The 12668-nt window shown below is 60.9% G+C and carries 9 protein-coding genes and 3 riboswitches; of the genes, 4 read left to right on the forward strand and 5 right to left on the reverse strand.

Annotated features, from left to right (window positions below):
• Nucleotides 1-43 precede the first annotated feature (43 nt).
• The 4 genes from gcvP to WG78_RS20390 form a co-directional block, all read right to left on the reverse strand.
• A complete protein-coding gene (gene gcvP, locus WG78_RS20375; protein ID WP_053939685.1) occupies nucleotides 44-2902 on the reverse strand; it encodes an aminomethyl-transferring glycine dehydrogenase in 2859 nt (952 codons plus the stop codon).
• Nucleotides 2903-3096: 194 nt separating this feature from the next.
• A complete protein-coding gene (gene gcvH, locus WG78_RS20380) occupies nucleotides 3097-3483 on the reverse strand; it encodes a glycine cleavage system protein GcvH (RefSeq protein ID WP_053939686.1) in 387 nt (128 codons plus the stop codon).
• Between the two features lie 111 nt (nucleotides 3484-3594).
• On the reverse strand, nucleotides 3595-4677 hold the full coding sequence (gcvT, locus tag WG78_RS20385) for a glycine cleavage system aminomethyltransferase GcvT (RefSeq protein ID WP_053939687.1): 1083 nt from the start codon (nucleotides 4675-4677) through the stop codon (nucleotides 3595-3597).
• 35 nt (nucleotides 4678-4712) lie between these two features.
• Nucleotides 4713-4817, reverse strand: a riboswitch (glycine riboswitch).
• A gap of 13 nt (nucleotides 4818-4830) precedes the next feature.
• A riboswitch (glycine riboswitch) is annotated at nucleotides 4831-4928 on the reverse strand.
• A gap of 497 nt (nucleotides 4929-5425) precedes the next feature.
• Nucleotides 5426-5929, reverse strand: coding sequence for an REP-associated tyrosine transposase (locus WG78_RS20390; RefSeq protein WP_053939688.1), 504 nt, complete (start codon nucleotides 5927-5929; stop codon nucleotides 5426-5428).
• A 143-nt stretch (nucleotides 5930-6072) separates the two neighbouring features.
• Nucleotides 6073-6150: riboswitch (S-adenosyl-L-homocysteine riboswitch) on the forward strand.
• Between the two features lie 79 nt (nucleotides 6151-6229).
• Between WG78_RS20390 and ahcY the strand changes: the two genes are divergently transcribed.
• The 3 genes from ahcY (at nucleotide 6230) to WG78_RS20405 (ending at nucleotide 10975) form a co-directional block, all read left to right on the forward strand.
• Complete coding sequence (gene ahcY, locus WG78_RS20395) at nucleotides 6230-7660, forward strand: adenosylhomocysteinase (protein WP_053939689.1); 1431 nt, start codon at nucleotides 6230-6232, stop codon at nucleotides 7658-7660.
• Between the two features lie 238 nt (nucleotides 7661-7898).
• The gene (locus WG78_RS20400; protein ID WP_053939690.1) at nucleotides 7899-8918 is read left to right on the forward strand and encodes an HDOD domain-containing protein; all 1020 of its coding nucleotides are present in this window, start codon (nucleotides 7899-7901) and stop codon (nucleotides 8916-8918) included.
• Nucleotides 8915-10975, forward strand: coding sequence for a putative bifunctional diguanylate cyclase/phosphodiesterase (locus WG78_RS20405; protein ID WP_161805171.1), 2061 nt, complete (start codon nucleotides 8915-8917; stop codon nucleotides 10973-10975). The genes WG78_RS20400 and WG78_RS20405 overlap by 4 nt, the downstream gene beginning before the upstream one ends.
• Here the strand turns inward: WG78_RS20405 and WG78_RS20410 are convergent.
• Nucleotides 10972-11742, reverse strand: coding sequence for a copper homeostasis protein CutC (locus WG78_RS20410; protein ID WP_053939692.1), 771 nt, complete (start codon nucleotides 11740-11742; stop codon nucleotides 10972-10974). The genes WG78_RS20405 and WG78_RS20410 overlap by 4 nt on opposite strands.
• A gap of 142 nt (nucleotides 11743-11884) precedes the next feature.
• Here WG78_RS20410 and WG78_RS20415 point away from each other — a divergent pair, with 142 nt between their 5' ends.
• The gene (locus WG78_RS20415; RefSeq protein ID WP_201782507.1) at nucleotides 11885-12118 is read left to right on the forward strand and encodes a DUF2795 domain-containing protein; all 234 of its coding nucleotides are present in this window, start codon (nucleotides 11885-11887) and stop codon (nucleotides 12116-12118) included.
• Nucleotides 12119-12668 lie beyond the last annotated feature (550 nt).

The raw sequence follows: 12668 nt of genomic DNA on the forward strand, positions 1-12668 counted from the left end.
TCGCAGGCCGCTTCTTGCAACGCAGTACCTCCAACCCCGGCGCTTAAGCGTAGTTGTCCGTGCTCGGGCAGCTGCACACCAGGTTGCGGTCGCCAAACACATCGTCGATACGTTTGACGGTGGGCCAGAACTTGTTGGCGGCGACATAGGGCAGCGGAAACACCGCGGTTTCGCGGCTGTATGGATGCGCCCAGTCGCCGATCACATCAGCTTGAGTATGCGGCGCGTTGTGCAGCGGGTTGTCTTGCGCAGGCCACTCGCCGCTTTCCACTTTGGCCGCTTCGGCGCGGATGCTGATCATGGCGTCGATAAAGCGATCCAGCTCGGCGCGCGATTCGGATTCGGTTGGCTCGATCATCAGCGTGCCCGCGACCGGGAAGCTCATGGTCGGGGCGTGGAAGCCGTAATCCATCAGGCGCTTGGCGATATCGACTTCGGTGACGCCCGAGGCGGCCTTGAGCGGACGCAAATCGATAATGCATTCATGCGCCACACGGCCTTTGCTGCCGGTGTACAGCACCGGGTAATGCCCGGCCAGGCGCGTGGCGATGTAGTTGGCGTTTAGCAGCGCGGCCACTGTGGCCTGGCGCAGACCAGCCGCACCCATCATCGTCACGTACATCCAGCTGATCGGCAGAATGCTGGCGCTACCAAATGGTGCGGCCGATACCGCGCTCATGCCCGCCTGGGCACCGGGCACGGGGGTGACGGCATGGCTGGCCATAAACGGCGCCAGATGCGCTTTCAGACCAATCGGGCCCATGCCGGGGCCGCCGCCACCGTGCGGAATGCAGAAGGTTTTGTGCAGGTTCATATGCGATACGTCCGCGCCGATATCGGCCGGGCGGCACAAGCCGACCTGGGCATTCAGGTTGGCGCCGTCCATGTAAACCTGGCCGCCGTAGTTGTGCACCAGCTCGCAGATTTCCTTGACCGCTTCTTCAAACACGCCGTGCGTGGACGGGTAGGTGAGCATCAGCGCGGCCAGATCGGCGGCGTGTTCTTCGGCCTTGGCGCGCAGATCGCTCAGCTCGACGTTGCCGGCGTCATCACACGCCACTACCACCACTTTCATGCCCATCATCTGGGCCGTGGCCGGGTTGGTGCCGTGGGCGGAGCGCGGAATCAGACACACATCGCGTTTCTGGTCGCCGCGGCTGTCGTGATAGCGGCGGATGGCCAGCAGGCCGGCGTATTCGCCTTGCGCGCCCGAGTTGGGCTGCATCGAAATCGCGTCAAAGCCGGTGATGGCCTTCAGTTGCTCGGCCAGGCCGTCGATCATTTCGAGATAACCGGCGGTTTGCTCCACCGGCGCAAACGGATGCAGCTCGGCAAATTCGGGCCACGTGATCGGAATCATTTCGCTGGTGGCGTTCAGCTTCATGGTGCAAGAGCCCAGCGAAATCATCGAATGATTGAGCGCCAGATCCTTGTTTTCCAGTTTCTTTAGATAACGCAGCATTTCGTGTTCGCTGTGATGCGTATTGAACACGGGGTGGCTGAGGATGGCCGAGGTGCGCAGCAGGTTTTGCGGGATAAAGTCGCCGCCAAACTCAGCATCCAGCGCGCTCACGTCAAAGGTTTTGCCGGTAAACAGGCCCAGCAAGGTGGCCAGATCGGCCTCAGTGGCTTGTTCGTGGAAGGCCGCGCCCAGCACGCCATTGCCCGCGTCGCGCAGGTTGATGCCGGCGGCCAGCGCGGACTGGTAAACGCCCGCGGCTTGCGCGCCCAGATCGACTTCGACCGTATCGAAGAACTGCTCGAACACCAGCTTCAGCCCCGCTTGTTGCACGCCTGCGGCAAACAAGGCGGCCAGGCGGTGGATGCGTTGCGCAATGCGCTTGACGCCCGCCGGGCCGTGGTACACCGCGTACATGCCAGCGATATTGGCCAGCAGCACTTGCGAGGTACAGATATTGGAGTTGGCTTTTTCGCGGCGGATATGTTGCTCGCGCGTTTGCAAGGCCATACGCAGCGCCTGCTTGCCCGACGCATCAATCGACACGCCAATGATGCGGCCCGGGGCCGAACGCTTCATCTCATCCTTGAAGGCGAAATAGGCGGCGTGCGGGCCACCAAAGCCCATCGGCACGCCAAAGCGCTGGGTATTGCCGACGGCGACATCCGCGCCCATTTCGGCGGGCGATTTCAACATCACCATGGCCATCAGATCCGCCGCGACGATGGCGACGGCGCCTTTGGCTTTGGCGGCGGCAATGGGCTGGCTCAGGTCGATCAGCTGGCCCGATGCGCCCGGATACTGGAACAGCGCGCCAAAGTATTCGTCCGCACCGGCCGCTTCGGCCGGGCCGACCACCAGTTCAAAATCAAAATACTGCGCACGGGTTTTGAGCACGTCGAGCGTTTGCGGCAACACGCGCTCATCCACAAAAAAGCGATTACCACCGGCTTTGGACACGCGACGCGCCATCGCCATCGCTTCGGCGGCGGCGGTGGCTTCGTCTAGCAGCGACGCATTGGCCAGTTCCAGCCCGGTCAGGTCGATGACCATTTGCTGGTAGTTGAGCAATGCTTCCAGTCGGCCTTGGGCGATTTCGGCCTGGTAGGGCGTGTAGGCGGTGTACCAGCCGGGGTTTTCCAGTACGTTGCGCAAAATGACATTGGGCAGGCGCGTGGGGTAGTAGCCCAAGCCGATAAACGACTTGTTGACCTTGTTCTTGCCCGCGATGGTTTTCAGCTTGGCCAGTGCCTCGGCCTCGGAAATGGCATCCGGCAACGCCAGCTTCTGGTTGAAGCGGATACCGGCTGGCACGGTCTGGTCGACCAGTTGCGCGCGGGTTTGTAAACCCAGCGTGGCCAGCATGGCGGTAGCGTCTTGATCATCAATGCCGATATGGCGATTGATGAAATCGTCATGGTTAAACAGTTCTGAGAGCGTCATTTCGTATCCGGGCAAGGGCAAGGGTATAGCTTGGGCCGCCGCAGCGCAGCCATCTCGCATCCCGGCGGTACTCAGAATCCTCATGGCCCAAACGGCCACTCCGGTTCCTGCGTTCCGGCGGTATGCAAGCTGACTACACTGCGACAGCCCTTAAACGGATTCGGGCTTTATATCCGCCCGCCGCTGCGGGCGAATTACGCGCCCAGTTCTTTGGCGTATTCGTCAGCCGACAACAGCGCGTCGACATCGGCCGGGGTGGCCGGCTTCATCTTGAAGAACCAGCCGCTGGTGTACGGCTCGGTATTGGCGATTTCGGGCGAGGCTTCCAGCGCCGGGTTCACTTCGATCACTTCGCCAGCAAACGGCGCGTAGATGTCGGATGCGGCTTTTACCGATTCGACCACGCCCGCTTGTTCGTCTTTGGCCAGCACCGCGCCCACTTTGGGCAGCTCGACAAACACCAGATCGCCCAGCAGTTCCTGGGCATGGTGAGTGATGCCGATGGTGACGGTGCCGTCAGCTTCGGTGCGCGCCCACTCGTGGCTCGCGGCGTATTTCAGTTCTGCAGGGATATCCAGCATGGTTGGGGTCTCTCTCTGTATTTGGATCGATCAGGAAGCCCGAACGCCGCAGCGCCCGGGCATTAAAGCCACTTGCGATCCGGCCGTGCCCACGGTCGGATTGCTTGAATTTTAGTCAAACACCTTCTTGCCTTGGCGCACGAAAGGAAGCTTGATCACGCGCACGGGCGTCAGTGTGCCACGCAGGTCGACCTCTGCGGCATCAGCGGTGGCTGACGGCACGCGGGCAATGGCGATGGATTGTTTGAGCGTGGGCGAGAAGGTGCCGCTGGTGATGACGCCTTCGCCGTGTTCGGTGAGCACTTTCATGCCTTCACGCAACACGCCGCGGCCATCCAGCACCAGGCCGACTTGCTTGTGCGTCACGCCCGCGGCTTTCTGCGCTTCCAGCGCTTTGCGGCCGATAAAGTCGCGGCTGGCAGGTTCCCATGCAATGGTCCAGCCCATGCCGGCTTGCAGCGGGCTGATGCTTTCGTCCATATCGTGGCCGTACAGATTCATGCCGGCTTCCAGACGCAAGGTGTCGCGCGCGCCCAGGCCGATCGGGGCCACGCCACCGGCCAGCAACTGGGCAAAGAACGGAGGGGCTTCAGCGGCGGGCACCATGATTTCCAGGCCGTCTTCGCCGGTGTAACCGGTGCGGGCCACAAACCACTCGCCAAACGGCAAACCCTGGAACACTTTGAGCGCGCGGATATGCTCGGCCCAGGCGGGTTTGATGGCACAGACTTTGTCGATGGCGGTCGGGCCTTGCACGGCCAGCATCGCCAGATCGTCACGTACTTTCAGTTGCACATTGGTGCCGGCGCTGGTCTGTTGCAGCCAGGCCAGATCCTTGTCCCGCGTACCGGCGTTCACCACCATGCGATAGCCGTCTTGCGCCAGATACACGATCAGATCGTCGATGACGGTGCCGTCTTCGGTCAGCAGGCCGGAATACAGCGCCTTGCCGACAAAGCCGAGCTTGGCCACGTCGTTGGCCAGAATGCGTTGCAACCAGGCTTGGGCGTCGCTGCCGGTGATGTCGAGCACCACCATATGCGATACGTCAAACACGCCCGCATCGGCGCGCACGATTTCGTGTTCTTTAAGTTGGGAGCCGTAATGGATAGGCATCGACCAACCGGCAAAATCGACCATCTTGGCGCCGGCATCGATATGGGACTGGTACAGCGGCGTGGTGCGTAGCGTCATCAGGGGCATCCGGTATGTAGAGTTTGGGCATTGCTCTACACCCCTCTGTCCTGGCACCTGAGATTTTCAGGGCGCAGTTGCCGCCCCTTAGCCCCTTCGGTGTGCGCGTAATTTCCGCGCCGCTCTTCAGAGTTTTTTCCAGCCCGGAGGGCCAGCGGTCGTACAGTCCTTTTGCCTGAGCGATTGCGGGTGCGCTTGCGCCTTCGGCGGCCGGCCCATTGCGGGCATCGACACTCTCCTGCACGACGGGCGGATTATGCGCATGGGATGCGGGCAAGGCAACCACCGGCCATCGCGACGCAACACGGCTACCACAACGCGCAATCTTATAGGGTGGGTCATGACCCACCCATCAAAGCCGTGGAGAAGAATGCAGCGTTCTGGTCATCCACTTTGAAAGGTGGGTCTTGACCCACCCTATGGGGTGGAGCGTTAGCGTGGCGGTGATAGGGTGGGTCATGACCCACCCATCAAAGCCGTGAAGAAGAATGCAGCGTTCTGGTCATCCACTTTGAATGGTGGGTCTTGACGGGGACGCCGAGTCACACCCTATGGGGTGGAGCGTTAGCGTGGCGGTGATAGGGTGGGTCATGACCCACCCATCAAAGCCGTGAAGAAGAATGCAGCGTTCTGGTCATCCATTTTGAATGGTGGGTCTAGACCCACCCATCAAAGCCGTGGAGAAGAATGCAACGTTCTGGTCATCCACTTTGAATGGTGGGTCTTGACGGGGACGCCGAGTCACACCCTACAGGGGTCCTGCCCAGTCTGGGGGGTAGAGGCCTTGCGCGACGTAGCGGTGGAACGTGGACCATGGCCAGTCTGCGAGTCGGGTTACATAGCCGTGCTTGATCGGATTGATATGTACATAGTCGATGTGCGCGCGCAGGTTTTGCGGGTTTTCGATGCGATGTTCCCAATACCGACGCTGCCAGTTGCCGCGTTCGCCACGGTTGGCGCGGCTGGGGGAACGTGCTTCGTCCATGGGCAGTGATCGCGAGAACACGCTTTTGATCAGCCGCCAGCGAACCCCGAAATCATCATCCGCCGGTGGCAGCTCCAGCACGCAATGCAGGTGATTGGGCATCAGCACCCACGCATGCACCGTAAATGGATGCTTATCCCGCACGGTTCTGACCGCAATGCCCAGCCCCCGCGCATGACGGGTCAGCAAGTCCCGAGACGGGTCTTCCAGATTGACCGTAAAAAACGAAACCGCACCACCGCGTCGCAAGCGTAAATAACGCGACATTGCTCCCTCCGGCAAAAGCGCCAGCGTAGACCGCCGCAGTGCCTCAACCCGAGCGCTAAGGTCGCAGCGATTGATGCGGATCAAGCCGCCCGCCCAGCCACGGCCTACAGACCAATGTCATGGTTTTGGCTATAATCCCGCCACTTCCGGGGAGCGCTGCAAGTTGTGGTTGTGATCCAGCCATGCCCCAGGCCCGGAATTCTCAACGGCGCTCACCTGATCAAACCGTGCCGGACACGGGCTTCAGGTGTGCGTACCGCCATCCCTGCCCAGACCGGCCACATCGTAAAGGACGTTCAGATGAACGCTGTGGCTGATAGCAAATTCTCCGATTTCAAAGTTGCCGACCTGTCGCTGGCCGACTGGGGCCGCAAGGAAATCCGTATCGCAGAAACCGAAATGCCTGGCCTGATGGCCGTGCGTGATGAAGCCGCTGGCCGCCAGCCGCTGAAAGGCGCGCGCATTGCCGGTTCGCTGCACATGACCATCCAGACCGCCGTGCTGATCGAGACGCTGCAAGCGCTCGGCGCCGAAGTGCGTTGGGCGTCGTGCAATATCTTCTCGACGCAAGACCATGCCGCCGCCGGTATCGCGGCCAATGGGCACAACGGCGTGGGTACGCCGGTGTTCGCGTTCAAGGGCGAATCGCTGGAAGAATACTGGGCCTTCACCCACCAGATCTTTGAATGGCCCAATGGCGAATACGCCAACATGATTCTGGATGACGGCGGCGACGCCACGCTGCTGCTGCATCTGGGCGCGCGGGCCGAATCCGACCTGTCCGTGGTGGCCAACCCCACCAACGAAGAAGAAACCGTGCTGTACGCCGCGATCAAGGCGCAGGTAGCCAAAGATCCGAAGTGGTACTCCACGCGTCTGGCGCAAATCCAGGGCGTCACCGAAGAAACCACCACGGGCGTGCATCGTCTGTACCAGATGCACGAGCAAGGCAAGCTGGCTTTCCCGGCCATCAACGTCAACGATTCGGTCACCAAATCCAAGTTCGACAACCTGTACGGCTGCCGCGAATCGCTGGTAGACGGCATCAAGCGCGCTACCGACGTGATGATCGCGGGCAAAGTGGCGGTGGTGCTGGGTTATGGCGATGTGGGCAAGGGTTGCGCGCAATCGCTGCGTGGCCTGGGCGCTACCGTGTGGGTCACTGAAATTGACCCGATCTGCGCCTTGCAAGCCGCCATGGAAGGCTACCGCGTGGTGCGTATGGATGACGTCGCCGGCCAGGCCGACATCTTTGTCACCACCACCGGCAACGTCGGCGTGATCAAGCATGAGCACATGAAAGCCATGCGCAACAACGCCATCGTTTGCAATATCGGTCACTTTGACAGCGAAATCGAAGTGGCGTCGCTGCGTCAGTACGAGTGGGACAACATCAAGCCGCAGGTCGACCACATCGTGTTCCCGGACGGCAAGCGCATCATCCTGCTGGCCGAAGGCCGCCTGGTTAACCTGGGTTGCGGCACCGGTCACCCGTCGTTTGTGATGTCCAATTCGTTTGCCAACCAGGTGCTGGCGCAAATCGAACTGTTTACCAAGCGCGAGCAATATCCGGTGGGCGTGTACGTGCTGCCCAAGCATCTGGACGAGATGGTTGCGCGGCTGCATCTGGCCAAGATCGGCGCCAACCTGACCGAACTGAGCGACGAACAAGCCGCGTATATCAGCGTGCCGAAAAACGGCCCGTTCAAGCCGGCGCACTACCGCTACTGATCCCGGTGGCGTACACGGGCGGCGCTGGCGCCGTCCGTACCGGGATAAACCGACGTTTGTCTCGTGCCTACAAAACGGTCCTGCTGGACCGTTTTGTTTTACCCGCAAAATGTAACGCGATGCACTAACGTACACGGTGCAATGCCGTTGAAGCTTGTCGACTGCATTAGCGTTCGTTAATGTAGTCAGATTATGCTCTGTGCATACGGCTCACCCACCAGGACCACCCTCAAGACTTATGGAAGACCTCACCGCCCCGTTTTTACTGGAACCAGTCTGGCGCAGCGATGGGGCGTGGGTGGCCTTGCGAGCGCATTGCCCGGCGTCACAGTTGCAAGATCTGGCGGCGATGCTGGCGCAACAAGACCTGACCGCATGGCCGGTGTACTGGCAGCCCGAGCCGGGTGCGGCCGATGGCATTGCGCCGGATGCCCTGCCCAAAGGCATCCACGCCTTGTTGCCGCCCGACGCCCTGCTGGTAAATGGCGCCCGGCGTTTATCCGCCACGCATACCCCGCCCGCGCCCGCATTGGTCAGTGGCGTGGTGCAAACCGGCATCGCGCAAGGCTTGCCGCAGGATGTCTGGTGCACCGGGCCATGGCCGCGCACCGGCCAAGCCACGCAAACCGCGTCGCGTAATCCGGCGCAACCGGTGTTGTTGCAACTGCTTAGCCTGATTGTTTCGGATGCCGATACCGAGGAACTGGAGGCCGTATTCGCGCGCTCGCCGCAGTTGGTGTTGCGCTTGTTGCGCCTGGTGAACTCGGTGGCGGTATCGGGTACGCGCAAGGCGCAAAGCCTGCATCAGGCGATTGCGGTGCTGGGCCGCCGCCAGTTGCGGCGCTGGTTGCAGCTGTTGTTGTACGCAGAACAATACGTACCCGATGGCGGCGTGCCGCCGTTGTTATTGCTGGTGGCGCTGCGTGCGCGCCGGCTGGAAAGCTGGGCTGCCGCGGGCTGGCTGGGCGGCGTATCGGCCGATGCCGCGTTTCTGGCGGGCATGTTGTCGTGCCTGGATGTGCTGTTTGGCGAACCGTTGCCCGCTTTGCTGGGCGATTTGCCGTTGGACCCGCTGCTGATGCGCGCCTTGCTGGAGGGCGCTGGCGAACTGGGCGCGGCGCTGGCGCGTATGCCGCAACTGGAAGCCGCTGACCTGACCGCGCTGGCGCAATGGTCCGCCGCGCACAGCGTGGAATGGCGACATACCGAAGTGGCGACGCTGGCCTGGGTCTCGCAACTGGCGCGGAGCATGGCATGACGCCAGTTCCCCTATCGCCCCAGCCCTTACTGGCTTCGCTCGATGCCTCGGTGATCACGCTGGATCTGGACGGCTATGTGCTGGCCTGGAGCCGTGGCGCGGCGCGGCTGTTTGGTTATGAAGCGGCCGATATCATCGGCAAACACATCCTGGTGGTGTACGCCGACGAAGATGATCATGACGCCGAGTTGTTCAACACGGTGTTGACGCAAGGCAGCGGCGAAATGGAAGTCAAACGCCGCCGCAAAAACGGCGAGACCTTCTGGGCCAGCATGCATTTGTCGCTGGTGCGCGATGACCAGGGCGCGCCACTGCATATGATGGGTTACGTGCGCGACATTACCGATCGCCTCGAAGCCGAAGAAAAAAACCGTCTGTTTGGCCTGGTGTTTGAACAAGCCAGCGATGCGGTGGTGATTGTGGATTTGCAGCAGCGCATCGTGCGCGTCAATCACGCTTTCCAGCGTATTACCGGCATTCCCACCGCCATTGCGCGCGGGCAACAGCCTACTTTCTTTGCCGCATTGGCGTCCGATACACGCGTCTATTCCTTGATGCAGGCCTCATTGCAAGCCACCGGCCATTGGGAAGGCGAGTTATGGGATACACGGCTGGATGGCACCAGTTACCCGCTGGCATTGGCGCTATCGAGCGTGCGCAATCAGGTGGGCGAAATTACGCATTACCTGGCCGTTTTCTCCGATTTAACCGAGCGCAAAGCCGCCGAGAAACAAATCCACCAGTTGGCTTATTACGATGCGTTAACCACATTGCCCAATCGCGCCATGTTGTTTTCGCTAATCGAACAGGCCCTGGCCGAAGCGCGCCGCAATAAACAGCACGGCGCATTGTTATGTTTTAACTTGTCCGGTTTTAAGGACATTAATGATTCGTTTGGCCACGCCATTGCGGATCGTTTATTGGTGGATTTATCCGCGCGCATCCGTGAATGCCTGCGCGAAGAAGACGTGGTGTCGCGCTTTGGCGCGGATGAGTTTTATATCGCGCTGTTTGACATCGAACAGCGCGAAGACGCGGGCGTGGTGGCGCGCCGCGTGTTGCATGCGCTGGCTGAGCCGTTTGAACTGGCGCTGGATGGGCAAACCCAATCGGTGATGTTATCGGCGCATATCGGTATTTCGGTTTATCCAGACGACGCACAGGAAACCGAACGGCTGATTAACGAAGCCGCCGTCGCCATGTATCGCGCGCGTCAGGGCAATCATGATGTGTTGTTTTATTCCAGCGAAATGAATCGCCGCTCGCTGGAGCGCATCAAGCTGGAAACCGATTTGCGCTTTGCGCTGGATCGGCGTGAATTCGAATTGCATTACCAGCCGCAATACGATGTGCGCACGCAGCGCATTGTGGGCGCGGAAGCGCTGATTCGCTGGCGGCATCGCGAGAAAGGGTTGATTTCGCCGGGATTGTTTATTCCGTTTGCTGAAGAAACCGGCCTGATCGTGCAAATCGGCGATTGGGTGCTGCAGCAAGGTTTGCGCCAGTTGGCGACCTGGCGCGCGCAAGGCCTGCATTTGCCGCGCCTGGCCATTAATGTGTCCGGCCTGCAATTGCGCAGCGGCTTTGCCGACAGTTTGCTGGCGCATCTGGCGCAATGGCAGGTGCCGCCGCAGCAGCTGGAACTGGAAATGACCGAAACCATTTTGATGCGCGATAACGAGCGCATGACGCAAATGCTGGCCGCGCTCAGCGAGTCCGGCCTGCGCTTTGCGCTCGATGATTTCGGGACCGGCTATTCCAACTTGTCGTATCTGCAGCATTTCCAGATCGACTTGCTCAAGATAGACCGCACGTTTGTGCAGGGTTTGCCGGACAACAGCCGCGATGTGGCGCTGGTGCGTTCCATGGTGCAGATTGCGCAAAACCTGGGCTTGGGCGTGATTGCCGAGGGCGTCGAAACCGCAGCGCAGGCCGAGTTTTTAACCGACCTGGGCTGCAATCTGATTCAGGGCTACTACTACCATCCCGCCTTGCCGGCCGAACAACTGACCGAACTGCTGATTGCCCAGCAAGGCGGCGACAGCGCAGCGGATTAAGCGCCCGGCGCGTCGATTTCGCCTGCGGCGGTGCGCGCATTGGTCAGAATCTGTCGCACCAGTTCGGCCGAGGTTTCGACGATCGAATACTCGTCCTGGCCGGGGCCACCCATCTTCACGCGCTCGTTGCGATAACGCATGCCGCTGGCAAACGGCGCGCGGCCCGAGGTGTGGTATTCCACGCAGCCGGTGCGCGTCACCAGTTCGGCGATATTGTTAACGCGTACGCCCGCGCCTGGCATCACCACCAGCCGGTCGCCTGCCGCGGCGCGCAGTTGGGCGATCAGATCAGCGCCTTCCAGTGCATTGGCTTCTTGCCCCGAAGTCAGCAGGCGGTTGCAGCCGGTGGCGATGATGTCTTCCAGCGCTTTGAGCGGATCACGCGCCACATCAAAAGCGCGGTGGAACGTCACCTGCATCGGCGCGGCCAGTTCCACCAGGCGTTGGGTGCGCGCCACGTCGATTTCGCCATCGGCGGTCAAGAGGCCAATCACCACGCCATCCACGCCGATTTTTTTGCAGGCCAGGATATCGCGTTCCATCACTTCAAACTCGACATCGGAATACAGAAAGTCGCCGCCACGGGGCCGGATGATGACGTTGAGCAATATCCATAATTTGTCGCGCGCGCTGGCGATGGCGCCATAAGACGGCGTGGTGCCGCCCTCCAGCAGGTTGTCGCAAAACTCGACGCGGCCCGCGCCGCCGTCTTGCGCCGCCAGGCACGAGGTGACTGAACCGGCGCAGATTTCCAGCAGGATAGACATGGTGGCTTCCTTCGATTTGATCGCAGCAGGATACTCGCGTCCGGCCAGCGTCTGACAGGGATTTCAGCAAGGGCAGGTCAGGCAGCGCGGGGTGGGGGGCGTACGGTGGGAGTGTCTTTCATGTCGTTCAAGGAGCCCCACCATGTCCATGCAGAACCCCCCGCGCAGCGAGCCCGCCAACGAACGCAAACCCAATCCCATCCAGGCGCAACGCTTTCTGGGCGGCGTCGACTACCCCGCCAGCCGCGCCGAGATTATCGAGCAGGCGCGCAAACACCAGGCGGATGAGCAGACGCTGGATATGCTGGAACATCTGCCCGACCAGCAATACGAAAGCCCCGCCGCCGTGAGCAAACAGATTGGGCAACAGCATTAGCGATCTGGCCGGGTCTGGACGCGACGCCCGCCCGGCCACGTTCGCATAGGGTGTGACTCGGCGTACCCGTCAAGACCCACCATTCAAAGTGGATGATTAGAACGCTGTATTCTTCTCCTCGGCTTTGATAGGTGGGTCTCGACCCACCCTATGGGGCCAGCTTGGCGCTGCGGACGGTGACACCCGCCCGTCGTTGCGCATACGGTGGGTCTAGACCCACCATTCAAAGTGGATGATCAGAACGCAGCATTCTTTTCCAGGGCTTTAAATGGTGGGTCTCGACCCACCCTATGGGGCCAGCTTGGCGCTGCGGACGGTGACACCCGCCCGTCGCTGCGCATACGGTGGGTCTAGACCCACCATTCAATGTGGTTGACCAGAAACGCTGCATTCTTCTTAAGGGCTTTGAATGGTGGGTCTTGACCCACCCTATGGGGCCCACTCGGCGCTGCGGACGGTGACACCCGCCCGGTCGCTGCGCATAGGGTGGGTCTAGACCCACCCTTCAATGTGGTTGACCAGAACGCTGCATTCTTCTTCAGAGCTTTGA

The sequence above is a fragment of the Amantichitinum ursilacus genome, assembly GCF_001294205.1.
Taxonomy (GTDB): domain Bacteria; phylum Pseudomonadota; class Gammaproteobacteria; order Burkholderiales; family Chitinibacteraceae; genus Amantichitinum; species Amantichitinum ursilacus.

What these genes read in the sequence shown, in the direction of transcription:
- gcvP (WP_053939685.1), bottom strand. Translation starts at nt 2,902, where the DNA reads ATGACGCTCTCAGAACTGTTTAACCATGACGATTTCATCAATCGCCAT.
- gcvH (WP_053939686.1), bottom strand. Translation starts at nt 3,483, where the DNA reads ATGCTGGATATCCCTGCAGAACTGAAATACGCCGCGAGCCACGAGTGG.
- gcvT (WP_053939687.1), bottom strand. Translation starts at nt 4,677, where the DNA reads ATGACGCTACGCACCACGCCGCTGTACCAGTCCCATATCGATGCCGGC.
- WG78_RS20390 (WP_053939688.1), bottom strand. Translation starts at nt 5,929, where the DNA reads ATGTCGCGTTATTTACGCTTGCGACGCGGTGGTGCGGTTTCGTTTTTT.
- ahcY (WP_053939689.1), top strand. Translation starts at nt 6,230, where the DNA reads ATGAACGCTGTGGCTGATAGCAAATTCTCCGATTTCAAAGTTGCCGAC.
- WG78_RS20400 (WP_053939690.1), top strand. Translation starts at nt 7,899, where the DNA reads ATGGAAGACCTCACCGCCCCGTTTTTACTGGAACCAGTCTGGCGCAGC.
- WG78_RS20405 (WP_161805171.1), top strand. Translation starts at nt 8,915, where the DNA reads ATGACGCCAGTTCCCCTATCGCCCCAGCCCTTACTGGCTTCGCTCGAT.
- WG78_RS20410 (WP_053939692.1), bottom strand. Translation starts at nt 11,742, where the DNA reads ATGTCTATCCTGCTGGAAATCTGCGCCGGTTCAGTCACCTCGTGCCTG.
- WG78_RS20415 (WP_201782507.1), top strand. Translation starts at nt 11,885, where the DNA reads ATGTCCATGCAGAACCCCCCGCGCAGCGAGCCCGCCAACGAACGCAAA.